The organism is Kocuria sp. CPCC 205231, assembly GCF_040980965.1.
In the GTDB taxonomy this organism is placed as follows: Bacteria; Actinomycetota; Actinomycetes; order Actinomycetales; family Micrococcaceae; genus Kocuria; species Kocuria rosea.
In genome coordinates this window covers 200,620-223,474 of sequence record NZ_JAVKPP010000001.1, presented here as the reverse complement: position 1 = coordinate 223,474, position 22,855 = coordinate 200,620, and the positions used below count along the sequence as shown (strand labels likewise).

Here is a 22,855-nt window from a genome sequence, read left to right as displayed (position 1 = left end):
CCGGTCCCGCGCCTCAGCCGGCGGCCTGCTCGCGCAGGACGTTCTTGCGGATCTTGCCGGACGCGGTGCGGGGCATCTCGTCCACGAGGCTCAGCGTCTTGGGCACCTTGTAGCGGGCCAGCCGGCCGGCCAGGTGCTCCTGGATCGTCCCCGCGGTGAGCTCCTGCCCCTCCCGGGGGACGACGACGGCGTGCGGCACCTCGCCCCACTTCTCGTCGGGCACGCCGATGACCGCCACGGCGGCCACCTGCGGCAGCTCGAGGATGGCCGCCTCGACCTCCGCCGGGTAGATGTTCTCCCCGCCGGAGATGATCATGTCCTTGATCCGGTCCGCGACGAACAGGTAGCCGTCCTCGTCCAGGTAGCCCAGGTCCCCGGAGTGGAACCACTCCCCCTCGAAGGACCCCGCCGCGTCGGGGCGGTTCCAGTACTCCCGGATGACGTTGGGCCCCGAGAGCAGGATCTCCCCCGCCTCGCCGGGAGCCGCGGGCTCCCCCGCCGCGTCCACGATCCGCACGTCGGAGAAGAAGTGCGGCAGCCCGGAGGAGCCCGCCTTCTCGCGGGACTTCGCGGCGGGGAGGTTGGTGGCGCCCGGGGAGGTCTCCGTCATGCCGTAGCTGGCGGTGAAGGCCAGTCCCCGGTTCTCGTAGGCGTCCAGGACCCGCATGGGCACCGCGGAGCCGCCGCAGGTGAGCTTGCGCAGGGAGGAGAGGTCCGTGGTGTCCCAGTCCGGGTGCTCGCACAGCATCTGGTAGGTGGTCGGCACCCCGGAGAGCCAGGTGACGCGGTGGCGCTCGATGAGCTCCAGCACCCGGCCGGGCACGAACTTGGACTCGAGCACCAGCGTGGCGCCCTTCAGCAGCGTCGGCAGCACCCCCATCCCGAGCGAGGCCACGTGGAACATCGGGGAGATCATGAGCGCGACGTCGTCGGCCGCCACGTCGTAGTCGACCAGGACGTTGAAGCAGTTCCAGGTGAAGTTGCCGTGGGTCAGACAGGCGCCCTTGGGCCGGCCGGTGGTCCCGGAGGTGTAGAGGATCACGGCGAGGTCGTCCAGGCCCACCGGGACGTCCTCCGTCCAGGGCTCGGCCGCCGCGATCACCGCCCCGAGGGCGGGGACCCCGTCCGCGTCCTCCCCGGCCGCGTCCTCCTCGGCCGCGTCCTCCCCCGCCACGACCCAGCGGACCACGTCCGGCAGGTCCCGGGCGGCCGGTGCGGCCAGGCCCGTCAGGGCGGCGTCGTGGATCAGCACCGAGACGTCCGCGTCCTCGAGCTGGTAGCGGATCTCGGGGACGGCCAGGCGCGTGTTGAGGGGGACGAGCACCGCGCCGAGCGCTCCTGCGGCGAACATCGCCTCCAGGAAGGCCGGGCTGTTCTCCCCGAGGAACGCCACCCGGTCCCCGGGGCCCACGCCCCGGCCGGACAGGGCCGTCGCGAGGCGCCGGGACCGGTCGTGCAGCTCCCGGTACGTCAGCGTGCGCTCGCCGTGGATCACGGCCCTCCTGGGCCCGGACTTCTCGAGCCTCCGGACGAGCCAGGATCCCAGTCCCTGATTGCGCATGCGATCGTCTCCTCAAACAGTCGTCAAAGCCAATAGTTGAAAAATTCCACTATTAGCCTCCAGCGTAGAGAGAGCTGGATCACATTGTCCAGGCCCCCGGGCGAACCCGCCCCGCGCGACTTTCCCACTTATGTCATCTTCTCAATGATTGACATCTTCAATTGATTGCTGTTCCAATGGTCGCACTGTGAGTCGGCCCACACCACCGCCCGGACGCACCCGAGGACCGGGGCCGGCCCGTCCGCCGCACCGGAGCCCCGTCCCGGCGGCACACCCACTCTCTCCGCCCCAGAGCAAGGAATCGCCATGTCAGCAGCACCCGGCACCCTGGCGTCCCTGGACGCCCGCGCCAGGAACAAAGAGGCGCGCAAGGTCATCTTCTCCAGCTACCTCGGCTCCACCATCGAGTTCTACGACTTCCTGCTCTACGCCTCGGCCTCCGCCCTGGTCTTCCCCTACGTGTTCTTCACCGACCTCGACCCGCTGGCCGGCACGATCGCCGCGTACGGCACCTTCGCCGCCGGCTACCTGGCCCGCCCGCTGGGCGGGGCGGTCTTCGGCCACTTCGGCGACCGCCTGGGCCGCAAGAAGATGCTCATCATCTCGATGCTGATCATGGGCATCGCCTCGACGCTCATCGGCCTCATCCCCAGCGCCGCCGTCATCGGCTCCTGGGGGGCGGTCATCCTGATCCTCCTGCGGGTGTGCCAGGGCATCGCCGTGGGCGGCGAGTGGGGCGGGGCCGCACTGATGGCCCTGGAGCACTCCGCGAAGGGCAGGCGGGGGTTCGCCGCGTCCTTCACCAACGCCGGCGCCCCGACCGGTGCCGCGCTGGGCACCTTCGTCCTGGGCCTGTTCGCCGCCATGCCGGAGGAGCAGTTCCTCTCGTGGGGCTGGCGCGTCCCGTTCCTGCTGTCCGTCCTGCTGCTGGCCGTGGGCGTCTTCGTGCGCTCCCAGGTGTCCGAGAGCCCGATCTTCCAGGCCGCGCTGGCCAAGGAGGCCGCGGAGGGCCCCACCGCCAAGCGCAAGGTGCCCATCGTCGAGGTGCTGCGCCGCCCCCGCGCCCTGGTCTACACGATGCTGGCGGGGGCCTCCGGGTTCGCCCTCCAGGTCTTCCTGGCCACCTTCGCGGTCGCCTACGCGGTCGAGCGCGGCGCCGACCGGCAGCCGGTCCTCTACGCCTTCGCCCTCGCGTCCGTGCTCAGCGTGTTCTTCGTGGTCGGCATGGGCCGCCTGTCCGACCAGCTGGGCCGGCGCCCCGTCATGGTCGTGGGGCTGGTGCTGTTCATCGCCCTCATCCTCCCCATGTTCTCCTGGCTGGCCACCGGCAACGTGCTGCTGATCTTCGTGACCTTCACCATCGGGCTGGCCTGCCACGCCGCGATCTACGGACCGCTGGCGGCCTTCATCTCGGAGCAGTTCGGCACGTCGTCCCGCTACACCGGCGCGTCACTGGGCTACCAGTTCGCCACCCTGATCGGGGCGGGCTTCACCCCCACGATCCTCGCCTCGATCTACGCCTCCTCCGGGCAGGCCATCGCCCCCGTGGTCTGGTACCTGGCCGGGATGGCGGTGGTCAGCGCGGTGTTCATCCTGCTCACCCGTGAGTCCAAGGACTTCGACCTGGAGACCCACGAGCACTGACGCCGCCCGCTGCGGAGCACCTGCGGCACCGAGCCCCCGCCTCGTCACCGCCCTCCCCGTTCGACCGGGGAGAGGGGGCGGGGCGGGGGCTCGGCGTCGTCGAGGGCCGGGGGAGCGGTCCGTCAGAAGGCCACCTTCTTCAGCAGCCGGGACAGCTCCTCCCGCTCCGCCGGGGAGAGCGGGGAGAGCGACTCCGCGGTGGAGTTCTCCACCAGGACCCTGGCCCGGGCGTACAGCTCCCGGCCGGCGGCGGTGGGGGCGATGATCTTCGAGCGGCGGTCCCGCGGGTCGGTCCGGCGCTCCACCGCGCCGCGCCGCTCGAGGTCGTCGAGGATGGCCACGATCTGACTGGGGTCCAGCACCAGGAACTGGCTGAGCTCGCGCTGCGTCAGCTGCTCCTCGCCGCAGGCCAGCGCCAGGACCGAGTAGTGGCGCACCTTCAGCTCCAGCTCCGCCAGCCTCCGATTGGCCGCCGAGGAGCCCGTCGAGGCGGCGCGGGCCATCAGGAAGACCGGCTCCGCCGTCAGCTCCGCCTCGAGGAGGCGCTCGAGACCGGCGGACGGGTCGGTGGGCGTGGTCATAGCGTCTCTCCTGGGGCCGGGGACCCCAGTCTACGGAATCCGTGCCCCCAGCATAGATGGAGGTTCTTAACCATTGACATTCTCAACGAATAGCGGTGGAATAGGGACGAACCCGCAGCAGTGACGGGCGTCACCCCGTCCGCCCATCCACGAGCGCCGATCCGTCAGCGCCGATCCGTCAGCGCCGATCCGTCAGCGAAGGAGCCACCCCATGGCACAGGACAGCACCGCATCCCCGAGCACCACCCCCCTCGCCGGCAAGGTCGCCGTCGTCACCGGCTCCGGCCAGGGTCTGGGCCTCGCCTACGCCCAGGAGCTCGCCCGCCAGGGCGCGGCCGTGGTGATCAACGACGTCGACCAGGCCATCGCCGAGCGCGCCGTCGCCTCCATCACCGCCACCGGCGGGCGGGCCGTCGCCGTCGTCGCCCCCGTGGGCTCCACCGAGACCGCCACCGCGCTCGTGAACGGCGCCGTGGAGACCTTCGGCCGCCTCGACGTCCTCGTCACCAACGCCGGGGTGCTGCGCGACAAGTCCCTGCTGAAGATGACCGACGAGGACTTCGACCTCGTCATCCAGGTGCACCTGCGCGGCACCTTCACCTGCGCCCGCGAGGCCTACCGGCACTTCAAGGAGAACGGGGTCCCCGGACGGATCATCACCATCGGCTCCCCCACCGGCCAGTACGGCAACTTCGGCCAGACCAACTACGCGGCGGCGAAGGCCGGGATCGTGGGCATGGTCCGCACCTGGGCCCTGGAGATGAAGAAGGCCGGCGTCACCGCCAACGCCGTCATCCCCGTGGCCGCCACCGCCATGACCGAGACCATCCCCTTCTTCCGCTCCGCCGTCGAGGCCGACCGCCGCGGCGAGCCGATGCCGGACTTCTTCCGCAAGGACCTCGGCTTCGGCAACGCCGCCGACGTCGCCGGGCTGATCGCCTGGCTCGCCTCCGACGACGCCGCGGGCGTCACCGGCCAGGCCATCGGCGCCGGCGGCGACCGGCTCCAGGTCTTCAGCCACCCCCGCCCCGTGGCCACCGAGTACCGCGACGGCGGCTGGACCTTCGAGGCGCTGCGCGAGCAGCTCCCCACCATCCTCGAGGGCAGCCTGCAGCCGGTCGGCGAGACCCTGCCCCCGCTGCCGGAGGAACTGAAGCCCGAGTCCGCGACCCAGCAGTCCTAGGGGGACCACCATGCGCTACGAGTACGGTCTCGACCTCGCGTCCCTCGACGCGATCGACATGCACGTGCACATCGAGTGCTCCGACCACGGACACCCGTCCCTGCCCGCGGCCCTGACCGAGGCCTCGGCCAAGTACTTCAAGGCCGAGGACCGGTCCCCGTCCCTGGACACCATCGCCGAGCGCTACCGCGAGTGGCGGATGGCCGCCGTCGTCTTCACCGTCGACGCGACCACGGCCCTGGGCCACGAGCCGAACTCCATCGAGGAGATCGCCGAGGGCGCGGCCCGCAACAACGACGTGCTGATCCCCTTCGGCTCCGTGGACCCGCTCCAGGGCTCCGCCGCGGTGGAGCGGGCCCGGACGCTCGTCGAGGAGCACGGCGTCAAGGGCTTCAAGTTCCACCCCTCCCTGCAGGGCTTCGACCCCTCGGACGAGCGGTTCTACCCGCTCTACGCGGCGATCCAGGACCTGCGCGTCCCCGCCCTGTTCCACACCGGGCAGAACGGCATGGGCGCCGGGCTGCCCGGCGGGGGCGGGATCAAGCTGGGCTACTCCAACCCGCTGCTGCTGGACGCGGTGGCCGCGGACTTCCCCGAGCTCCAGGTCATCATGGCCCACCCCTCGGTGCCCTGGCAGGAGGAGGCCAACTCCATCGCCACCCACAAGGCCAACGTGTGGATCGACCTCTCCGGCTGGTCCCCCAAGTACTTCCCCGAGTCGCTGGTGAAGGCCTCCAACCGGATGCTGCAGGACAAGGTGCTCTTCGGCACCGACTACCCGCTGATCACCCCGCAGAAGTGGCTCGGGGCCTTTGAACAGCAGTCCTTCACGGACGAGGTCCGCCCCAAGATCCTCAAGCACAACGCCGTGCGCCTGCTCGGCCTCGACGGGGCGCGGGCATGAGCGCGCAGCTCGAGCAGACCCGCCTCTACCCCGACTGCGACCCGTACGGGATCGCGGAGAGACTGACCGCGGCCGAGAAGGCCCCCCTGCGCCGGCTGCGCCGGGTGCTCGAGGACGAGGTGCGGCCGCTGCTGGCCGAGTACTGGGAGGCCGGGGAGTTCCCCTACCAGATCGCCCCCTCCCTGCACGCCCTCGACCTCATGACCCCGCCCGAGCTCACGGCCGACGGCGGGCAGCCCCGGTCCCTGTACCACGGGTTCCGGATCTTCGAGCTGGCCCGCACCGACGCCTCGGTCGCCACGTTCTACACCGCCCAGGCCGGGCTGTTCCGCACGGCCTGCCGCGTGGGCGGCACGCCGGAGCAGTTCGCGCAGTGGGACCCGAGGATCACGTCCTTCGAGATGACGGGAGTGTTCTGCCTGACCGAGCCCGAGCACGGCTCCGACATCGCCGGCGGTCTGGCCACCACGGCCCGGCGCGAGGGCGACGAGTGGGTGCTGACTGGCACCAAGCGCTGGATCGGCGGCGCCTTCACCGCCGACCTCCTCGCCGTCTTCGCCCGCGACGAGGCCGACGGGCAGGTCAAGGGCTTCCTCGTGGACCGGCAGGCCCCGGGCGTGCGGCTGGAGAAGATCCACGGCAAGACGTCCCTGCGGATGATGCAGAACGCCGACATCCACCTCGACGGGGCACGGGTGCCGGAGGCACAACGGCTGGGGAACGTGAACTCGTTCAAGGACGTCGCCGCGATGCTGCGCGCCATGCGCTCCGACGTCGCCTGGATCGCCACCGGCATCCAGGCCGGCGCCTACGAGGCCGCGCTGCGCTACGTGCGGGAGCGCGAGCAGTTCGGCCGCCCGATCGGCGGCTTCCAGCTCGTCCAGGAGAAGCTGGCCCGGATGCTCGGCAACGTCACCGCGTCCCTGACCATGGTCGCCGGCCTCGCCGAGCGGCAGGAGTGCGGCGTCTACCGGGACGAGGACTCCGCCCTGGCGAAGATGTGGATCAGCCTGCACATGCGCGAGACCGTGGCACTGGCCCGCGAGCTGGTCGGCGGCAACGGCATCACCCTGGCCCACGACGTCGCCCGCTTCCACGCCGACGCCGAGGCCGTCTACTCCTACGAGGGCACCCACGAGATCAACGCGCTCGTGGTCGGCCGGTCGATCACCGGCCGGAGCGCGTTCGTCTGAGCCGCCCGCCCGACACCACCCGATCCACCACCGACACCACAGACGCCACCACGTAAGGACACGCCATGACCGAAGCACAGACCCAGCCCCAGACCGTCGTCGCCTTCGACGAGGTGAAGAACCTCGTCGGCAAGAGCCTCGGGCACTCCGCCTGGCGGGAGATCACCCAGGAGCAGGTGAACACGTTCGCCGACGCCACCGACGACCACCAGTGGATCCACGTGGACCCCGAGCGCGCCCAGGAGGGCCCGTTCGGCGCCCCGATCGCCCACGGCTTCCTGACCCTGTCCCTGCTCATCCCGATGTGGTCCGAGCTCTTCGACGTCACCGGCGTGAAGACCAAGGTCAACTACGGCCTGGACAAGGTCCGCTTCACCTCTCCCGTCAAGGTGGGCTCGCGGATCCGCATGACCGTGACCATCACCGACGTCCAGGAGGTCAAGGGCAACGGCCTGCACCTGGTGGCCGACGGCACGATCGAGATCGAGGGCGAGGAGCGGCCCGCCGTGGTCGCCACCTTCCTCAACCGCTTCTACGCCTGAACGCGCTGCCCCCTGACCCGCGACGGCCCGGGTGACCACGACATTCCGTGGTCACCCGGGCCGTCGCGGGTCAGCGGGTGCGGAGCGGGTCAGACGGCCGCCTCGGCCCGCGCGCAGGCCGCCACGGCCTCGGCCACGGCCGGGGCGACCCGGGGATCCAGGGCGGAGGGCACGATGTGCTCCGCGGCCAGGCCGTCCGCGGCGGCGATCGCCGCGATCGCCCGGGCGGCCTCGAGCTTCATGACCGGGGTGATCCGCCGCGCACCGGCGTCCAGGGCCCCGCGGAAGATGCCGGGGAAGGCCAGCACGTTGTTGATCTGGTTCGGGAAGTCCGACCGGCCCGTGGCCACCACGGAGGCGTACTTCGCGGCGACCTCGGGCATGATCTCCGGGTCCGGGTTGGCCAGGGCGAACACGATCGCGTCCTCGGCGAGTTCGGTGAGGTACTCCTCGGGGACCGTCCCGCCCGAGACGCCCACGAACACGTCGGCGCCTTCGAGGGCGTCCTTGGGTCCGCCGATCAGCCCGCGCGGATTGGTGCGCGCCGCACAGCCGGCCTTGATCGCGTTGAGGTCGTCGCGCTCCCTCGAGACGATGCCCCGGGAGTCCATCAGCACCACATCGTCGATGCCCTGTGCCAGCAGGATTTCGGTGATCGCGATGCCGGCCGCGCCGGCTCCGGCGATCACGACCTTGAGCCCGGCCAGGTCCTTGCCCACCAGAGTCGCGGCGTTGAGCAGCGCGGCCAGGACGACGACGGCGGTGCCGTGCTGGTCGTCGTGCATCACCGGGATGTCGAGCTCCTCGATCAGACGCTGCTCGATCTCGAAGCAGCGCGGGGCCGAGATGTCCTCGAGGTTCACCGCGCCGAAGGACGGGCGCAGGAGCTTGACGGTGCGCACGATCTCGTCGACGTCCTGGGTGTCGAGCACGATCGGGATCGAGTCCAGGTCCGCGAAGGTCTTGAACAGGGCGGCCTTGCCCTCCATCACCGGCAGGGACGCGGCCGGGCCGATGTCACCCAGGCCCAGCACGGCGGAGCCGTCGGAGATCACCGCCACGAGCCGGCCCGCCCAGGTGTGCGTGGCCGCCATGTCGGGATCCGCGGCCACCGCCCGGCTCACCTCGGCGACCCCGGGGGTGTAGGCGATGGACAGGTCCCGGCGGGTGGCCAGGGGGGACTTCGAGACCACGGAGAGCTTGCCGCCCTCGTGGGAGCGGAAGATCTCCTCGTGCGTGATGGGGCCGGGCTGCTGGTTCTCGTCGCTCATGCGGGGTCCTCGTGCTCTCGTCGTTGAGTGCGAACAGGGTCCCCGCCATTGTGCCCCACCGCCAGGCCCCCTCCCCCGCCCGTGTGACGCTCCGGGACCTCCGCGGTGCCCCTTGCCCGGGCGGCACAGAGCCCCCGGACCGCGTGGTCCGGGGGCTCTGCTCGCGGGGTCGGGCGCGCGCGGCGCCCGACGGTGCGGATCGGGGATCAGATGATGGACCGGCCCCCGGTGCGCGCCTTCTCGAAGCGCTCCTGGACGTCCGCCCAGTTCACGATGTTCCAGAAGGCCTTGACGTAGTCCGCCTTGACGTTCTGGTAGTCGAGGTAGAACGCGTGCTCCCACATGTCCAGCTGGAGCAGCGGGATCGTGGCGACGGGCACGCCGTTCTGCTGGTCGTACATCTGCTCGATGACCAGGTTGCCGCCGACGGGCTCGAGGGCGAGGATCGCCCAGCCGGAGCCCTGGATCGTGGTGGCCGCGGCGGTGAAGTGGTCGCGGAAGGCGTCGAAGGACCCGAAGTGGTCCTCGATCGCCGCGGCGAGCTCACCGGTCGGCTTGTCGCCGCCCTCGGGGGAGAGGTTCTGCCAGAACACCGAGTGGTTCACGTGGCCACCGAGGTTGAACTGCAGGTCCTTGGACAGCTTGGCCGCGGCGGCGCCGTCACCGTTCGCGCGGGCCTCCGCCATCTTCTCCAGGGCGGTGTTGGCACCGGCCACGTAGGTGGCGTGGTGCTTGTCGTGGTGCAGCTCCATGATCTTCGCGGAGATGTGGGGCTCGAGCGCCGCGTAGTCGTAGGGAAGATCGGGAAGGGTGTACTTCTCGGCCATAGGAGAGTCCTTTCGAGTGCTGTCGTGTGGTTCCACCCTCGTCCCGCGCGCGAGCAGGGGTCAAGGAGGTTCCGCCACCAGCGTACGGCGAGCCCCGGGCAGGCTCCGCGGGGACTCAGAAGAAGTCGGGCGGGCTCTCGAGCGGGCAACGGGGCGGGTGGGGGGTCAGCTGGGACGGGACCGTGAACTCGTAGTCCCCCGTCTCGATCATCCGCCCCAGCGTCTCGAGGGCGTTCCGGGCGCTCCGGCGTGCGGCCGGTTCGAGCAGGCGCCACAGCCAGGCCTTGGACTCCGTGAACCGCCCGTCCACGGCCTTCTCGATTCGGGTGCCCCCCTCCACCGGTTCCCAGGTGATGGTCACCAGCAGGTCCACCACGCCCTTGGTGGTGCGCATCCCCAGGCGCCGGCCCGGGACGTGGTCGGAGACGATGTTCACGAAGGAGAAGCGGAGGGGGCCCACGCGGACCGTGGACTCGATCGACGTGCCGAGCTGCAGCACGGCCGTGCTGACCTGGTAGTTCCGCTCCGGGATGGGGTTCCAGCGGCGCAGGCAGCCGGGGTCGAGCAGGAAGCGCTCCACCAGGGCCGGGTCGGCCCCGACCACGGCCGTGTCCACCAGCCGGAACGTCGTGGCGCCCTTCAGCATCGTGTCCTCCGGTCCCCGGTCGGATCCGCGCCCCGGGCAGGCACGCGCAGCGCACGGACGGGAGCAATTCGCATGTGCACACAACTACTCTAGTGATTGGCCCTCGCGGGGCCCGCCCGTCCGGGTGCACAGGGGGTGGAGAAAGTTGTCCACAGGTGTGGAGGAACGCGTGCACAGAGCGAGCACCGGTGCACCCAATCCCCGGCCGGCGGCGCCGTTGCAGGTCAGCGCGGGGTGGGCGGGACAGGGAGTCCCGTAATTCCACCGGTGGAAGTTATCCACGCTGTGGACAACGCCTGTGGAGAAGCTGTTGAGAAGACCGTGCCAAGACGTCACGGAGCGTCGCACAGAGGCCGGCCGGTCCCCCTGAACGGGGGACAGCACCGGTCGGCGGGCAGCCGGGGGGCCCGCCGACCGGGGCAGCAGCGGCCGGGAGCACTCCGGACGGCGGCGTCCTAGCGGTGTGCACGGGAGCGCACGAGGACGGCGAGCGCCGCGCAGGCCAGGTAGCAGACGAGCACCACGCCCCAGCCCACCGCGAAGGACCCCGTGAGCTGGAGCAGTCCGCCGAGGGCGAGCGGACCGGCGCAGAACCCCGCGTACAGGCCCATGGTCACCACGCCGGTGGACGCCCCCACCCGGTCGGCGGGCACGGCGCGCATCGCCGCGGACATCACCACCACGCTCACCGCGAGTGCCGCGCCCCCGTGCAGGACGGCCGCCGGCCACACCGCCCACGCGAGGCCGGGGTGCAGCGGCGCCAGGATCAGCAGCACGGCGCTCGCGGCCGCCCCCAGGGCCATGCCGGCCAGCAGCACGAAGCCGTCCGCGCCCGGCCGGTCCATCACGCGCGCCCACAGCACCCGGGAGGCGATGCCCACGAGCGCGGAGACGGACACGGTGGCCCCGGCGGCGACGACGTCGAGGCCCAGCTCCCGGTGGGCGTAGAGCGGCAGGTAGACGTTGGCGGCCTGCGCCCCCAGCCCGGTCAGTGCCGCGGCCGCGGCGTACGCCTTGACGGCACCGGGCATCGGCGGCCGTGCGGCGGCGCCCGCCGTCCGGGGCCGGCTCGTCGGTTCCGGCCGCCGGGTCCGGCGACCGGTCCACGACCGGAGGGCCGCCCAGGACCGGGACGGCAGCGTCGCCGGCGACGGAGACCCCGTCCCGGACCGGGAGGCCGTCCGCGGCCCGGACGCTGTCCGCGGCCGTGATGCCGCCCCGGACGGAAACGTCGTCCGGGACGGGCGTGCCGCCGGGGTGCCGGGGTGGTTGTCCGGGACCGTCCACCAGCCGTGCACGAGCAGGAGCAGCACCGCGCCCACAGCCACCAGGACCGCGGTGCGCCAGCCGAGCAGCAGGCCCAGCGCGGGGAAGGTCAGGCCCGCCACGAGCTGCGAGGCCTGCACGCCGGCCTGCTTGATCCCGAGCCAGCTCGCGCGCCGCCCGGCGGGCACGTGCAGGCGGATGAGCCGGTTGGTCGCGGGGTTGGCCATGACCTGCCCGAGCCCCGAGAGCACCATGGCCGCGAGCAGGACCGCGTAGCCCGGCGCGGCGGCGGTCAGGAGCATCGCGAGCGCGGCGCCGCCGAACATCACGACCAGCAGGGTGCGGGCGGCCAGCCGGTCCGCCCAGCGGCCCGTGCGCACCGCGGTGACGGCCGCGACGAAGAAGGTGGTGGTGGCGAGCAGCCCGAACTGCGCCTCCGTGAGCTCCAGGTCCGCGATCACCAGGGGGCTCATCGCCGAGAGGCTGTGGGTCAGCAGCGGGCCCACGGCCATCGTGGCGGTGAGCACCAGCATGAGGTGCGCGCCCGGCCTGCGGTCCCGGGTCACCGGTCCTTCCCCGGGGTCGGCCGGTCGGCGGCGTGCAGGCCCACGACGCACGCCACGATCCCCGCCAGGAAGAGGGCCTTCGCCCACGAGATCTGCTCCTGCCCCGTGCCGGCCGCCCACGCGACCGTGAGCACGGCGCCGATGCCCGTCCACACGGCGTAGGCGGTGCCCATCGGCACCACCCGGGCGGCGCGTGCCAGGGTGAGCATGCTCAGCACCAGGGTCACGGCGAAGAGCAGACCGGGGCCCGGCCGCGAGAAGCCCTCGGACGCGCCCAGGGCGGTGGCCCAGACCGCCTCCAGGATCCCGCTGAGCACCAGCAGCGCCCAGGCACGGGCGCGCCGGTCCCGCTCGGCCCGCGCCGCGCCGGCCTCAGCCGACAACCTTGAGCCCGATCACACAGCCGACGAGTCCGAGCACCAGCAGGATCCTGAGGGGCGTGGCGGACTCGCGGCCCGTCAGCATGGACCAGGCCACGGTCAGGGCCGCGCCGATGCCCACCCAGACGGCGTACGCCGTGCCCGTGGGGAGGGTGGCCATGGCGTAGGACAGTCCGGCCAGGCTCACGGCGGCCGTCACCGCGAACACCACGGCCGGCACGGGACGGCGGAGACCGTCCGAGGCCGCGAGCGCGGACGCCCACACCGCCTCGAGGACGCCCGAGAGCACCAGCACCGTCCACGCACCCACGGGTCAGCGCTTCGGGAGCACGCGGATCCAGAGGAACCCGTGGGCGTCGAGCAGCAGACCGTGGCGCAGGTCGAGCTCGGTGTTGCCGTGCAGCTCGACGGCCTGGGGCAGGAACCCCGAGAGGGTCTCCCCCGTGACGAACTGGGACCAGTCGGAGAAGTTCGCCAGGCACAGCACCACCGTGTTGCCGCCCGGGCGCTGGTAGCCCAGCACGTGGGGGTTGTGCGCGTCGAACGGGAGGAGCGTGTTGCCGTCGAACTCCGGGGAGTTCCGGCGCAGCTCGACCATCCTCCGGATGCCCCCGAAGATCCGGCCCTGCACGGAGAACAGCTCGTGACGGCGCTCGTAGTCCTGGACGGGCCGCGGCGGCCGGTGCACCCACCGGGCGTCGCCGGCGTGCGCGGGGTCCTCGTTCCAGGCGGGGTCGTTGAGCTGGCCGACCTCGTCACCCAGGTACAGCAGGGGGATGCCGCCGGTGCTCATCGCCACGGAGTGCGCGAGCAGGACCCGGTCCACCGCGGACGCCGGGTCCTCGGCGAGGCCCAGCAGGGACGCCGTGGTCCCGCACACGCGGCAGTCCCCCGTGCGGGGATTCTCCTGGAACGGGACGCCGTCCGCGAAGCTGCCGGGGTGGCGCCCGGTGTAGAAGGCGTTGAGGAAGCGGCGGTGGTCGTGGCCGTGCACGCCCAGCCGGGCGGCGTCCTCGTCCGAGAACGTCCAGCCGATGTCGTCGTGGCCGCGCACGTAGTCCACCCACGCCGTGCCGGGCGGGAGGGCGTGGCGCTCCTCGAGGGCCTGCGCGAGCAGCTTCGGCTCCCGGGTGGCCATCGCCTCCCAGGTCAGGGCCATCTGGAGCGGGTTGTAGGACAGCTGGCACTGGCCGGGCTCGATGTACCGGGCGACCTCGTCCGGGTGGACGATCGCCTCGGACTTGAACAGCACGGCCGGCGCGGCGATCCGGCACAGCGCGTTGTACGCGCGCAGCAGCACGTGGGCCTGGGGCAGCGACTCGCAGGCGGTGCCCAGCTGCTTCCAGATGAACGCGACGGCGTCCATGCGCAGCACCTCGACGCCCTGGGCGGCCAGGAACAGCAGCTCCGCGGCCATCGCCCGGAAGACGGCGGGATTGGTGTAGTTGAGGTCCCACTGGAAGGAGTAGAAGGTGCTCCACACCCACCGGGGGTCCTCCTCGCCGGCGCCGATCCGCGTGAAGGAGCCGGGGTGGTCGTCCGGGAAGATCTCCCGCGTGGTGCGCTCGAACTGCTCCGGGACCGTGCGGTCCGGGAAGATCCAGTAGTAGTCCTCGTACTCCCGCTCCCCCGCGGCGGCCCGGCGCGCCCACTCGTGCTCGTTGGAGGTGTGGTTGAAGACGAAGTCGAGGACCAGGCTGATCCCGTTCCGGCGCAGCTCGCGGCTCAGCTCGGCGAGCTCCTCCATGGTCCCCAGCCTCGGCTCCACGCGGCGGTACGAGGACACCGCGTAGCCGCCGTCCGAGTTGCCCTCCGGCGCCTCGAACAGGGGCATGAGGTGGAGGTAGGTCAGGCCCAGTTCCCGGAAGTAGGGGATCTGCTCCCGGATGCCCCGCAGGTTCCCCGCGTACCGGTCCACGTAGCAGACCCCGCCGAGCATCTGCCGCGCGCCGAACCACGCGGGGTCCTGCTCGCGCCGGGCGTCCAGGTCCTTGAGGTCGTCGGGGCGCTCGGCCCAGGAGCGCGCCAGCTGCAGCCCGAGCTCGCTGAGCTGTTCGAGGAAGTCCTCGCGGTGGCCGTAGATCTCGGCGAAGAGCAGCGTCAGCCGGGGGAAGTGCTCGTCGAACCTGCGGTCGAAGTCCGTCCACCCCGTGCCTGGCAGGTCCGCCGGGCGGCCCTCCTGCACCCGCTGGCGGACGCACGCGGTGATCACGCGCGCCTGGTTCTCCGGCGACAGGCCCGGGATACCGGGCGTACTGGTGTTCGGCACACTGCTCCTTCGGTCGTCCGCCCCGGGGCGGGCAGTCTCCGAACTCGAGATCCTCCTTGACGACGAGCCCTCGGATGGTCGAGGACCAGCTGCCACCGGTGGGTGGGAGCGGTCCGCCCCTCAGCATACTGATGCGCTCCCAGCTTTTCAGCGGATGACCCGGGGCTTCCTCCACATGCCTGTGCACAGAGTTGTCCACAGGTGTGGACGAGTCCTGGGGACACTGTGGGGAAAGGCCCGCCGGCTCCCTCCAGGAGCGCCCCGGCGGGCGCGGAGGACCCCTGGAGACGACGCCGTGCGTGTGGAGAACCCTGTGCAGGGCGGACGCCGCGCCCCGGGATCGCGGACCCCGGGACGCGGCGCCCGTGCCGGTGCCGTGCGCGGGCTCAGTACCCGTTGGCGGACAGCCACTCCTGCGCGGCGTCGGCCGGGCTGACCTGGTCCTCGCCGCTGACCTGGCGGTTCAGGTCGATGAGGGCCTCCGTGGTGAGCTTGCCGGAGAGCTCGTTCAGCGCGTCCACCGCCTCCTGGGGCAGCCGGTCCGCCGCGGCCAGCGGCAGGACCTGCTGGGCGATGAAGTTGTTCTCCGGGTCCTCCAGCACCACGAGGTCGTTGTCGGCGATCGCCGGGGTGGTCGTGAAGATGTCGGCGACGTCCACGTCCCCGTCGAGGAGGGCCTGGACGGTGAGCGGGCCGCCGCCGTCGTTGATCGGCTCGAAGGACTCCGGCACGCAGCCGTACTTCTGCTCCAGGCCGTCGAGGCCGTAGGCGCGCTCGGCGAACTCGGGCGGACCCGCGATCACGAGCTCCCCGCACACCTCCGCCAGGTCCGCGATGCTCGTGAGCCCGTACTGCTCCGCGGTCCCGGAGGTGACCACCATGGCGTCCTTGTTCTCCGCCTCGGAGGCCTCGAGCACGGTCAGGCCCTCGGGCAGCGCCTCCGGCAGGGCCGCCATGATCTCGTCGGCCGAGCTCGCCGTGGCCTCGGGGTCCGCGAAGAGCAGCAGGTTGCCGGAGTAGTCCGGGACCACGTCCACGGACCCGTCCTGCACGGCCCCCACGTAGGCCTCGCGGGCACCGATGCCCAGGGACGTCTCCGTCTCGACCCCGGCGGACTTCAGCGCCCCGGCGTAGAGCTCGGCCACGATCTGGCTCTCCGGGAAGTCGGCGGAGCCCACGGTCACGGTCTCCGAGGACGTGGTCGCGGACCCGTCCTCCTCAGCGAGGGGGTCGCCGCCGCCGCAGGCGGTCAGGCCCAGCAGCAGGGCGGCGCCCAGGGCGGGCGCGGCGGCGCGGCGGCGGAGCGCGGGAGCGGTGGTCATGGTGGTTCTCCTGTCGGTCGGTGGCACGGAGGACGGTGGGGCTCGGGAGGACGGGGGTCAGGGGCAGCGGTGGGTCAGGGAGCGGCGAGGCGCAGCCCCGGCGAGGTGGACAGCCGCTGGGCCAGGGCCAGGACGGCGTCCACGACGAGCGCGAGGATCGCCACGAGCACCACGGAGCCGAGCATCCGGTCGTAGTCGCGCACGGCGAGGCCGTCGATGAGGTAGCGGCCGAGGCCGCCGAGGTTGATGTAGGCGACCACGGTCACGGTCGCCACGACCTGCAGGGCGGCGTTGCGGACCCCGCCCAGGATCACGGGCAGGGCGTTGGGCACCTCCACGCGGGTCAGCACCTGGCTCCCGGTCATCCCCATCGCCGCCCCGGCGTCCTTGAGGGCCGGGGACACGTTCGCGACCCCCGCGTAGGCCCCCGACAGGATCGGGGGGATCGCGAGCAGGACGAGCGCGATGATCGGCGGCACCAGTCCGAGCCCGAGCAGCAGGGTGAAGAGGGTGAGCAGGCCCAGCGTGGGCAGGGCGCGCAGCGCCCCGGCCAGGCCGACGACGACGCCGGAGCCGCGCCCCGTGTGCCCCACCCACAGGCCCAGGGGGACCGCCACGGCCAGGGCCACGGCCATCGTCACGCCGCTGTACGTCAGGTGCTCCAGCAGCCGGGCGGGGATGCCGCCGGCCCCGGACCAGTTCTCGGGATCGGTCAGCCACTCCAGGGCGCCGCCGGCGAGGCTCACGCGACCGCTCCTCTGCGCACGCGCGGGACCGGGGCCGTGCCCGCCCGCTGCCAGCGCGTCAGGGCGCGGCCGGCCCCCCGCAGCACGAGGTCCATGAGCACCGCCAGGACCACGGTCAGGACGATGCCCACCGCGATCTCCTCGAGGATGGACCGGCGCAGCCCGTCGGTGAACAGGGTGCCGAGGGACTGCACGCCGATCACCGCTCCCACGCTGACCATGGAGATGTTGCTGACGGAGGCGACCCGCAGCCCGGCGACCAGCACGGGCACCGCGAGCGGCAGCTCGACCGCGAAGAAGCGCCGCAGCGGGCGGTAGCCCATCGCGGTGGAGGCCTGCAGGATGTCGCGGTCCACGGACTCGAAGGCGTCCACGGAGGAGCGCACCAGGATGGCCACGACGTAGACGGTCAGCGCCACGACCACGTTCACCACCGAGGTGATCTGCGTGCCGAGGAGCAGGGGCAGCACCACGAACAGGGTCAGGGAGGGGATGGTGTAGAGCAGGGAGGAGCCCGTGACGAGCACCGGGCGCAGCGTGCGGTTGCGGGCGGCGATCCGCGCCACCGGGACGGCGACGAGGGCGCCGAGCAGCAGGGGCAGCACCGACTGGACGAGGTGCGTGCCCGTGAGCTCCAGGACGTAGGGCCAGTTCCGGCTCGTCCAGTTCATCGGGGCGTCCGCCCGCCGAGCCGCGCGTCCTCGATGGCCGCGATGATCTCCCCCGGCTGCATGATCCCGACCGCCCGGCCGTCGTCGTCGACGACCACGGCGAGGCCCGACGGCGAGGACAGGGCCGCGTCCAGGGCGCTGCGCAGGGAGCTGCCGGGCCGGTGCAGGGTGCCGCCGACCACGGGGTCGTCCTCCGCGCCGGGCCGCACCCAGCCGCGGGGGGCGCCGTCGTCGTCGACCCGCAGCGTCCACCCGTCGGGGACGGGCCCGTCCCCGGTGCCGGCCACGCCCTGGGTGCCGTCCGGGCGCACGGTGGCCACCGGGTGCACGGGGATGTCGTGGGCCGAGTCGAAGGTCAGGGAGCGGAAGCCGCGGTCCCGGCCCACGAAGTCCGCCACGAAGTCGTCGGCGGGCGCGCGCAGCAGCTCCTCCGGGGTGGCGTACTGCGCCAGCCGCCCGCCGGTGGCGAAGACGGCCACCCGGTTGCCGAGCAGGATCGCCTCGTCGATGTCGTGGGTGACGAACACGATGGTGCGGTGCAGCCGGCGCTGGAGGTCCAGCAGCTCGCGCTGCAGGTCCTGGCGCACCACGGGGTCCACGGCGGAGAACGGCTCGTCCATGAGCAGGACCGGCGGGTCGGCGGCGAGCGCCCGGGCCACGCCCACGCGTTGCTGCTGACCGCCCGAGAGCTGGGAGGGGTAGCGGGAGCCCAGGGCCTCGGCGAGCCCCACGGTGCTCAGCAGCTCGTGGGCCCGCTCCCGCGCCTGCTTCCTCGGCACGCCGTTGAGCCGCGGGACGGTCGCGATGTTGTCCACCACGGTCCGGTGCGGCAGGAGGCCCGACTGCTGCATGACGTAGCCCATGGAGCGGCGCAGCTCGTGGGCGGGCACGGACGTGACGTCACGGCCCTCGACCGTGACGGAGCCGGAGGTGGGCTCCACCATGCGGTTGATCATCCGCAGGGAGGTGGTCTTGCCGCAGCCGGAGGGTCCCACGAACACGGTGAGGGACCCGCGGGGGATCTCGAGGTCGAGGGCCTCGACGGCCGTGGTCCCGTCCGGGTACGTCTTGCCGGCGCCCTCGAAACGGATCGCGATGTCGGTCATGGAGATCCTCCCGTTGCCGTCCGGCCAGTATAGGCAAGCACGGCGGACGCCCCGCTAGACTCGCGTCCACCGGAGCCGGATCCCGCGGGACCGCCGGCCGACGCGCGAGGAGGTGGACGGTGCACAGCCTGGAGCTGCTGCTCGGCGAGGACGCCGAGGCGGCCGTGCGCGCGGACTGGGACCGGCTGGCCGAGGCGGGACTGCCCAGCTCCGGCCGGCACCGCTCCGAGTCCAACCGCCCCCACATCACCCTGGTGGCCGCCCCGTCCCTGGCCCCGGAGACCGTGCCGGGGGTCGACGAGCGGGTCGCCGCGGCCGCCGGGTTCGTGGACCTGCCGCTGACCAGCGCGGGCGTGCTGCTGTTCGGTCCGGGCCGGGGCGGCTACGTGGTGGTCCGCCAGGTCGTGACCACCCCTGAGCTGCTCGAGCTGCACCGGCGGGTCTGCGACGCCGTGGGCTCGGTCCCGGGGCAGGCGCGCACCTCCTTCCCCGGGGCCTGGACGCCGCACATCACCCTGGCGCGCCGGATGCGCCCGGAGCAGGTGGCCGCCGCGCTCGACGTCCTGGCCCCGCACCCCGAGCCGCTTCGCGCCGTGGCGCTGCGCCGCTGGGACGCGGACGCCCGCACCGTGGTGCAGTTGGCCTGAGGTCCGGCCCCGTGCCGGCGACGGGTGCGGAGCCGCGTAGGCTCGGATCATGACGAGCGCACAGGACATCGCCACCTGGATGATCGACCGCATCCGGACCGAGGGACGACTGTCCCAGGACCAGGCCGTCCAGGACATCCCCGGGACCTTCGGCCCCGAGTGGGTCCGGACCCTGGAGAACGGGCACACCGGGATCAGCAAGGAGGTCCTCGCGGAGTTCCGCAAGGCCCACGGCGGCACGGTGCAGTGGGACCGCGACCGCCGCTTCTGGTCCCTCAAGAGCTGAGCCGCCGGGCCGATCCGCCGGGCGGCTCCCCCGGCACGGCCGGGGTTCCCCGCGTGACGGTGGACACCTCTTTCCGGCTCCGGCTATCCTAGGAGCAGAAGACGCCCATGAGCTGTGGTGGGAGAGTCCCGCCGGTGCACTCGGACCGGCGGGCGCCGTAGGAGCAATTCCTCCCCAGGAAACTCTCAGGCCCCCGTACCACCACGGATCGGCAACTCTGGAAAGCAGCCCGGCGCGCGTCGCCGGACTCACCGACGGTGCAAGCGGCTCCACGGCCGCGGAATCTCTCAGGTCCCAGACAGAGCGGGGAGGAACTCGAACCGATCCACGCCGCCCTGGCGTGCAGCACCCGGGAGTTCCTCATGACGATCCAGCTCGCCACCACGTCCCCGACCACCGTCTTCGCCGACCGGCACATCGGTGCCGGCTCCGACGCCGTCCGGACCATGCTCGCCCGCGTGGGCCGCACCAGCCTCGACGACCTGGCGGACGCCGCCGTGCCCGCCGACATCCGGCAGAACACCCCTCTGGACCTGCCCGCGGCGCTCAGCGAGCAGGAGGTGCTCGAGCAGCTGCGCGCCTTCGCGGACCGCAACACCACGGCCGTGCAGATGATCGGGCAGGGCTACTACGACACCCACACGCCCCCGGTGATCCTGCGCAACGTGCTGGAGTCCCCGGGCTGGTACACCGCCTACACCCCCTACCAGCCCGAGATCTCCCAGGGCCGCCTCGAGGCGCTGCTGAACTTCCAGACCATGGTCTCCGACCTCACGGGGCTGCCGGTGGCCAACGCCTCGCTGCTGGACGAGGCCACGGCGGTGGTCGAGGCCGTGCTCCTGATGCGCCGGGCCAACAAGGCCCGCGGCAACGGCGCGATCGTGGTCGACGCCGACATCCTGCCGCAGACCCTGGCCGTGGTGCTGGCCCGCGCCGAGGCGCTGGGCTTCGCCGTGCAGGTCGCCGATCTGACGGCGGGCCTGCCCGAGGGCGAGATCACCGGCGTGGTCCTGCAGCAGCCCGGGGTCTCCGGGCGGGTCGTCGACCACGCCGCGGTGATCGCCGAGGCCAAGGAGCGCGGGGCGATGGTCACGGTCGCGGCCGACCTGCTGGCCCTGACCCTGATCACCCCGCCCGGCGAGCAGGGCGCGGACATCGCGGTGGGCTCCTCCCAGCGCTTCGGGGTCCCGCTGTTCTTCGGCGGCCCGCACGCCGCCTACATGGCGGTGCGCTCCGGCCTGGAGCGCAACCTGCCCGGCCGCCTGGTGGGCGTCTCCAAGGACGCCACGGGACGGGCCGCCTACCGCCTGGCGCTGCAGACGCGCGAGCAGCACATCCGCCGGGAGAAGGCCACCTCCAACATCTGCACCGCTCAGGCGCTGCTGGCCGTCGTGGCCGGCATGTACGCCGTCTACCACGGCCCGGAGGGGCTGAAGGCCATCGCCCGGCGCGTGCACGGCCTCGCCCGCACCCTGGCCACCGTGCTGCAGGGCGCCGGCCACGAGCTCGTCGCGGAGCAGTTCTTCGACACCCTCACCGTGCGGGTCCCCGGCCGGGCGGAGCAGGTGGTCCGCGCGGCCGAGGGCCGCGGCGTGAACCTGCGGCTCGTCGACGCCGACCACGTGGGGATCTCCTGCGACGAGGCGACCACGGAGCAGCACCTCGTGCTCGTCGCCGAGGCCTTCGGCGTGGCGGACGCCGCCGCGGCGGTCGCCGCCGGGCCGCGCGGCCCGGAGCTGGACGCCGGGCTGCGGCGCACCACGGAGTTCCTCACCCACCCGGTGTTCTCCACCCACCGCTCCGAGACGCAGATGCTGCGCTACCTGCGGCGCCTGGAGAACCGGGACCTGGCCCTGGACCGGACGATGATCCCGCTGGGCTCCTGCACCATGAAGCTCAACGCCACCGCCGAGATGGCGGCCATGAGCTGGCCCGAGTTCGCCTCGATCCACCCGCTGGCCCCGGCCCACCAGACCACCGGCTGGCGCGAGCTGATCGCCGACCTGGAGGGCCGCCTGGAGGAGATCACCGGCTACGCGGCCGTGTCCCTCCAGCCCAACGCCGGTTCCCAGGGCGAGCTGGCGGGCCTGCTGGCCATCCGCGGCTACCACCGGTCCCGCGGCGAGGAGCAGCGCACCGTGTGCCTCATCCCCGCCTCGGCCCACGGCACCAACGCCGCCTCCGCGGTCCTGGCCGGCATGAAGGTCGTCGTGGTGAAGACGGCCACCGACGGCACGATCGACCACGCCGACCTCGAGGCGAAGATCGAGGCCCACCGCGACCAGCTGGCCGCCATCATGATCACGTACCCCTCCACCCACGGGGTCTACGACGCCGACGTGCGCCAGGTCTGCGACGCCGTCCACGCCGCCGGCGGGCAGGTGTACCTCGACGGGGCCAACCTCAACGCCCTGGTCGGGCTGGCCCAGCCGGGGAAGTTCGGCGGGGACGTCTCCCACCTGAACCTGCACAAGACCTTCTGCATCCCGCACGGCGGCGGCGGGCCCGGCGTGGGCCCCGTGGCGGTGGCCGCGCACCTGGCCCCCTTCCTGCCCGGCGACGCCACCCGCGCCGAGGCGGACGGGGAGTCCGGCGCGCCGATCTCCGCCACGATGTTCGGCTCGGCCGGCGTGCTGCCGATCTCCTGGGCCTACATCGCGATGATGGGCGGCGACGGCCTCACCCGGGCCACGCAGACCGCGCTCCTGACGGCGAACTACGTCGCCGCCGCGCTCGACGAGCACTACCCGGTGCTCTACACCGGCAACAACGGGCTGGTCGCCCACGAGTGCATCCTGGACCTGCGACCGCTCACGGCCCGCACCAAGGTGACCGCCGAGGACGTGGCCAAGCGGCTGATCGACTTCGGGTTCCACGCCCCGACCCTCTCCTTCCCGGTGGCCGGGACGCTGATGGTCGAGCCGACCGAGTCCGAGGACCTCGCCGAGATCGACCGGTTCATCACCGCGATGACCACCATCCGCGAGGAGATCGAGCAGGTCGCCCGCGGTGAGCTCAGCGCCGAGGACAGCCCCCTGCGCCACGCCCCGCACACCGCCGAGGTCGTGGCCGCGAGCGACTGGGACCGCCGCTATCCCCGCGAGCAGGGCGCCTTCCCCGTCCCGGAGCTGCGCCAGGACAAGTACTTCCCGCCGGTGGGCCGCATCGACGGCGCCGCCGGGGACCGCAACCTGATCTGCTCCTGCCCGGCCCCCGAGGCCTTCGAGAACTGATCCGGCACCGC

Annotated in this window: 21 protein-coding genes and 1 riboswitch; of the genes, 8 read left to right on the top strand and 13 right to left on the bottom strand. The window is 72.5% G+C overall.

Features of this window, described 5'->3' with window-relative positions; translation table 11 throughout:
* Window positions 1–13: 13 nt before the first annotated feature.
* Window positions 14–1,561, bottom strand: coding sequence for a long-chain fatty acid--CoA ligase (locus tag RF640_RS01120; protein ID WP_368826214.1), 1,548 nt, complete (start codon window positions 1,559–1,561; stop codon window positions 14–16).
* A gap of 306 nt (window positions 1,562–1,867) precedes the next feature.
* Between RF640_RS01120 and RF640_RS01115 the strand changes: the two genes are divergently transcribed.
* Window positions 1,868–3,205, top strand: a complete 1,338-nt coding sequence (locus RF640_RS01115) for an MFS transporter (protein WP_035924272.1) — start codon at window positions 1,868–1,870, stop codon at window positions 3,203–3,205.
* Between the two features lie 122 nt (window positions 3,206–3,327).
* Here RF640_RS01115 and RF640_RS01110 read toward each other — a convergent pair whose 3' ends face one another.
* Entirely contained in the window at window positions 3,328–3,786 is a 459-nt protein-coding gene (locus tag RF640_RS01110) for a MarR family winged helix-turn-helix transcriptional regulator (protein ID WP_017831751.1), read from the bottom strand.
* Window positions 3,787–3,997: 211 nt separating this feature from the next.
* On the opposite strand from RF640_RS01110, the gene RF640_RS01105 reads away from it, so the two are divergent.
* From RF640_RS01105 to RF640_RS01090, 4 genes are all read left to right on the top strand, one after another.
* Window positions 3,998–4,969: an SDR family NAD(P)-dependent oxidoreductase gene (locus RF640_RS01105; protein ID WP_368826211.1), complete on the top strand. Its 972-nt coding sequence runs from the start codon at window positions 3,998–4,000 to the stop codon at window positions 4,967–4,969.
* A gap of 10 nt (window positions 4,970–4,979) precedes the next feature.
* Window positions 4,980–5,873 (top strand): amidohydrolase family protein, encoded by an 894-nt coding sequence (locus RF640_RS01100; protein ID WP_368826209.1) that lies wholly within the window; start codon window positions 4,980–4,982, stop codon window positions 5,871–5,873.
* On the top strand, window positions 5,870–7,066 hold the full coding sequence (locus RF640_RS01095) for an acyl-CoA dehydrogenase family protein (protein WP_368826207.1): 1,197 nt from the start codon (window positions 5,870–5,872) through the stop codon (window positions 7,064–7,066). The genes RF640_RS01100 and RF640_RS01095 overlap by 4 nt, the downstream gene beginning before the upstream one ends.
* A gap of 65 nt (window positions 7,067–7,131) precedes the next feature.
* Window positions 7,132–7,608 carry a MaoC family dehydratase gene (locus tag RF640_RS01090; RefSeq protein WP_229586825.1) on the top strand — a complete coding sequence of 159 codons (477 nt, stop codon included), beginning with the start codon at window positions 7,132–7,134 and terminating at the stop codon, window positions 7,606–7,608.
* Window positions 7,609–7,697: 89 nt separating this feature from the next.
* Here the strand turns inward: RF640_RS01090 and RF640_RS01085 are convergent, their stop codons facing one another.
* The 11 genes from RF640_RS01085 to RF640_RS01035 all read right to left on the bottom strand — a co-directional run bounded on the left by RF640_RS01085 (window position 7,698) and on the right by RF640_RS01035 (window position 18,678).
* Complete coding sequence (locus RF640_RS01085) at window positions 7,698–8,879, bottom strand: NADP-dependent malic enzyme (protein ID WP_368826205.1); 1,182 nt, start codon at window positions 8,877–8,879, stop codon at window positions 7,698–7,700.
* 206 nt (window positions 8,880–9,085) lie between these two features.
* Window positions 9,086–9,706 carry a superoxide dismutase gene (locus RF640_RS01080; protein ID WP_017831745.1) on the bottom strand — a complete coding sequence of 207 codons (621 nt, stop codon included), beginning with the start codon at window positions 9,704–9,706 and terminating at the stop codon, window positions 9,086–9,088.
* 115 nt (window positions 9,707–9,821) lie between these two features.
* Entirely contained in the window at window positions 9,822–10,352 is a 531-nt protein-coding gene (locus tag RF640_RS01075; RefSeq protein WP_126349582.1) for an SRPBCC family protein, read from the bottom strand.
* Window positions 10,353–10,807: 455 nt separating this feature from the next.
* Window positions 10,808–12,184 carry an MFS transporter gene (locus RF640_RS01070; protein ID WP_284563016.1) on the bottom strand — a complete coding sequence of 459 codons (1,377 nt, stop codon included), beginning with the start codon at window positions 12,182–12,184 and terminating at the stop codon, window positions 10,808–10,810.
* Window positions 12,181–12,567, bottom strand: coding sequence for a multidrug efflux SMR transporter (locus RF640_RS01065; RefSeq protein ID WP_126349584.1), 387 nt, complete (start codon window positions 12,565–12,567; stop codon window positions 12,181–12,183). The genes RF640_RS01070 and RF640_RS01065 overlap by 4 nt, the downstream gene beginning before the upstream one ends.
* Window positions 12,557–12,874, bottom strand: coding sequence for a multidrug efflux SMR transporter (locus RF640_RS01060; RefSeq protein ID WP_095650008.1), 318 nt, complete (start codon window positions 12,872–12,874; stop codon window positions 12,557–12,559). Before RF640_RS01060 ends, RF640_RS01065 begins: the two co-directional genes overlap by 11 nt.
* 3 nt (window positions 12,875–12,877) lie before the next feature.
* Window positions 12,878–14,749: an amylosucrase gene (locus RF640_RS01055; RefSeq protein WP_284563801.1), complete on the bottom strand. Its 1,872-nt coding sequence runs from the start codon at window positions 14,747–14,749 to the stop codon at window positions 12,878–12,880.
* A 470-nt stretch (window positions 14,750–15,219) separates the two neighbouring features.
* On the bottom strand, window positions 15,220–16,155 hold the full coding sequence (locus RF640_RS01050; protein WP_017831739.1) for an ABC transporter substrate-binding protein: 936 nt from the start codon (window positions 16,153–16,155) through the stop codon (window positions 15,220–15,222).
* 74 nt (window positions 16,156–16,229) lie between these two features.
* Window positions 16,230–16,901 carry an ABC transporter permease gene (locus tag RF640_RS01045; RefSeq protein WP_272026396.1) on the bottom strand — a complete coding sequence of 224 codons (672 nt, stop codon included), beginning with the start codon at window positions 16,899–16,901 and terminating at the stop codon, window positions 16,230–16,232.
* Window positions 16,898–17,572 carry an ABC transporter permease gene (locus tag RF640_RS01040; protein WP_284563015.1) on the bottom strand — a complete coding sequence of 225 codons (675 nt, stop codon included), beginning with the start codon at window positions 17,570–17,572 and terminating at the stop codon, window positions 16,898–16,900. Before RF640_RS01040 ends, RF640_RS01045 begins: the two co-directional genes overlap by 4 nt.
* Entirely contained in the window at window positions 17,569–18,678 is a 1,110-nt protein-coding gene (locus RF640_RS01035) for an ABC transporter ATP-binding protein (protein ID WP_109221598.1), read from the bottom strand. Before RF640_RS01035 ends, RF640_RS01040 begins: the two co-directional genes overlap by 4 nt.
* 119 nt (window positions 18,679–18,797) lie before the next feature.
* Here RF640_RS01035 and RF640_RS01030 point away from each other — a divergent pair, with 119 nt between their 5' ends.
* The 3 genes from RF640_RS01030 to gcvP all read left to right on the top strand — a co-directional run bounded on the left by RF640_RS01030 (window position 18,798) and on the right by gcvP (window position 22,844).
* Window positions 18,798–19,325 (top strand): 2'-5' RNA ligase family protein, encoded by a 528-nt coding sequence (locus tag RF640_RS01030; RefSeq protein ID WP_017831735.1) that lies wholly within the window; start codon window positions 18,798–18,800, stop codon window positions 19,323–19,325.
* Window positions 19,326–19,374: 49 nt separating this feature from the next.
* Window positions 19,375–19,611, top strand: a complete 237-nt coding sequence (locus tag RF640_RS01025; RefSeq protein WP_017831734.1) for a hypothetical protein — start codon at window positions 19,375–19,377, stop codon at window positions 19,609–19,611.
* A gap of 108 nt (window positions 19,612–19,719) precedes the next feature.
* A riboswitch (glycine riboswitch) is annotated at window positions 19,720–19,822 on the top strand.
* Window positions 19,823–19,973: 151 nt separating this feature from the next.
* Window positions 19,974–22,844 (top strand): aminomethyl-transferring glycine dehydrogenase, encoded by a 2,871-nt coding sequence (gene gcvP, locus RF640_RS01020; RefSeq protein WP_017831733.1) that lies wholly within the window; start codon window positions 19,974–19,976, stop codon window positions 22,842–22,844.
* The last annotated feature ends 11 nt before the right edge of the window (window positions 22,845–22,855 follow it).

What these genes read in the sequence shown, in the direction of transcription:
- RF640_RS01100 (WP_368826209.1), top strand. Translation starts at nt 4,980, where the DNA reads ATGCGCTACGAGTACGGTCTCGACCTCGCGTCCCTCGACGCGATCGAC.
- RF640_RS01075 (WP_126349582.1), bottom strand. Translation starts at nt 10,352, where the DNA reads ATGCTGAAGGGCGCCACGACGTTCCGGCTGGTGGACACGGCCGTGGTC.
- RF640_RS01110 (WP_017831751.1), bottom strand. Translation starts at nt 3,786, where the DNA reads ATGACCACGCCCACCGACCCGTCCGCCGGTCTCGAGCGCCTCCTCGAG.
- RF640_RS01120 (WP_368826214.1), bottom strand. Translation starts at nt 1,561, where the DNA reads ATGCGCAATCAGGGACTGGGATCCTGGCTCGTCCGGAGGCTCGAGAAG.
- RF640_RS01040 (WP_284563015.1), bottom strand. Translation starts at nt 17,572, where the DNA reads ATGAACTGGACGAGCCGGAACTGGCCCTACGTCCTGGAGCTCACGGGC.
- RF640_RS01025 (WP_017831734.1), top strand. Translation starts at nt 19,375, where the DNA reads ATGACGAGCGCACAGGACATCGCCACCTGGATGATCGACCGCATCCGG.
- RF640_RS01095 (WP_368826207.1), top strand. Translation starts at nt 5,870, where the DNA reads ATGAGCGCGCAGCTCGAGCAGACCCGCCTCTACCCCGACTGCGACCCG.
- RF640_RS01090 (WP_229586825.1), top strand. Translation starts at nt 7,132, where the DNA reads ATGACCGAAGCACAGACCCAGCCCCAGACCGTCGTCGCCTTCGACGAG.
- RF640_RS01085 (WP_368826205.1), bottom strand. Translation starts at nt 8,879, where the DNA reads ATGAGCGACGAGAACCAGCAGCCCGGCCCCATCACGCACGAGGAGATC.
- RF640_RS01105 (WP_368826211.1), top strand. Translation starts at nt 3,998, where the DNA reads ATGGCACAGGACAGCACCGCATCCCCGAGCACCACCCCCCTCGCCGGC.
- RF640_RS01035 (WP_109221598.1), bottom strand. Translation starts at nt 18,678, where the DNA reads ATGACCGACATCGCGATCCGTTTCGAGGGCGCCGGCAAGACGTACCCG.
- RF640_RS01050 (WP_017831739.1), bottom strand. Translation starts at nt 16,155, where the DNA reads ATGACCACCGCTCCCGCGCTCCGCCGCCGCGCCGCCGCGCCCGCCCTG.
- gcvP (WP_017831733.1), top strand. Translation starts at nt 19,974, where the DNA reads ATGACGATCCAGCTCGCCACCACGTCCCCGACCACCGTCTTCGCCGAC.
- RF640_RS01080 (WP_017831745.1), bottom strand. Translation starts at nt 9,706, where the DNA reads ATGGCCGAGAAGTACACCCTTCCCGATCTTCCCTACGACTACGCGGCG.
- RF640_RS01115 (WP_035924272.1), top strand. Translation starts at nt 1,868, where the DNA reads ATGTCAGCAGCACCCGGCACCCTGGCGTCCCTGGACGCCCGCGCCAGG.